The organism is Candidatus Deferrimicrobiaceae bacterium, from assembly GCA_035256765.1.
In the GTDB taxonomy this organism is placed as follows: domain Bacteria; phylum Desulfobacterota; class Deferrimicrobia; order Deferrimicrobiales; family Deferrimicrobiaceae; genus CSP1-8.
This window is the reverse complement of sequence record DATEXR010000101.1, coordinates 1-1184: the sequence shown is the minus strand read 5'-3', so window position 1 is coordinate 1184 and position 1184 is coordinate 1. Positions and strand designations below refer to the sequence as shown.

General features: G+C 63.3%; 2 protein-coding genes. One reads left to right on the top strand and one right to left on the bottom strand.

What is annotated here, in order from left to right; genetic code table 11:
* Positions 1-477: 477 nt before the first annotated feature.
* Positions 478-753: a hypothetical protein gene (locus VJ307_03260; GenBank protein ID HJX73150.1), complete on the top strand. Its 276-nt coding sequence runs from the start codon at positions 478-480 to the stop codon at positions 751-753.
* 40 nt (positions 754-793) lie between these two features.
* Here the strand turns inward: VJ307_03260 and VJ307_03255 are convergent.
* Positions 794-1184: neutral zinc metallopeptidase (locus VJ307_03255; protein HJX73149.1), on the bottom strand; the 391-nt coding region annotated here is incomplete at its 5' end.

The window sequence follows — 1184 nt, the reverse complement described above, 5'->3', positions numbered from 1 at the left end:
CCGTGATGATCCAGCCCTCGTCGTTGATCACGATGAAGGCGCCGCACCCGCAATCGGTGCTCCGGTCGAAATACCGCCTTGAGAACACCACCGGCCTCGTGAAACAGCTCCCCCTCTTGCAGGCGTTCGCGAACATGGGCCCCCTCCTGCCGCCGAAACTCCCTCTCCCCCGCCTGCGGCTCGCGCCAGGGGAGGGAATCCCTTCCGTCGAGGGGAAGATACGGCCGCCGGGCCGCCTTCCGCGCCTGGTTGCTGCCTACGCCTGTTGTGGAATGAACCGCGATTGCGTGAAGGTTGACGAATGCCTGACCGACCGGCTCATCTTACCGGGATCCGGGGGGGGAAGCAATCCCCCCCTTTTTCCCATGGACTTCAACTGCCCTTTGCCCCACTTTTCCAAAGGCTTGGTGGATGCTGGCAATCGGAAGGAAATCCTTCTATCCTTTTTCTTACCATCCCCATCGCAAGGAGGTTGCAATGAGAAAGCTGCTCGTGCTGCTCGGCGTACTGGTTCTGTCCGCGACCCTCGCCATGGCCGGGGCTCCGAAGAACTACCAGGTGACGGGACCCGTCCTGGAGGTGACGGACGATCTCATTACCGTTCAGAAAGGGACGGACAAGTGGGAGATCGCGCGGGACAAGGACACCAAGGTCACCGGGGACCTGAAAGTCGGATCGAAAGTGACGATCCAGTACCAGATGAAGGCGACGAGCATCGACGCCAAAGCGGAGACCAAAAAGGGAAAGAAGTAGGAGCGTCCGCCTCTTTCCTCTCGCCGGGGGCCGGTGGGAGCTATCCCCCCGCCCCCTGGAAGGTATTGCATCGATTCATGTCCCCGGATTCGATGCCGGCCTGAAACCAGCGGACCCGCTGCTCGGAGGTCCCGTGGGTGAATGTGTCGGGGACGACAAAGCCGCGGGTCTGCTTCTGCAAACGGTCGTCCCCGATGGCGCTGGCGGCGCCAAGCGCCTCCTCGACGTCGCCCGTTTCCAGAATGTTTCGCGCCCGGTTCGCGTGGTGCGCCCAGACGCCTGCCAGGCAGTCCGCCTGCAGCTCCAGCCGGACGGAGAGACGGTTCCCCTCCGCCTCGCTTGCGCGGGCGCGGGCGTTCTGCACCTTCTCCGAGATCCCCAGCAGGTTCTGCACGTGGTGGCCGACCTCGTGGGCGATCACGTAGGCCTGT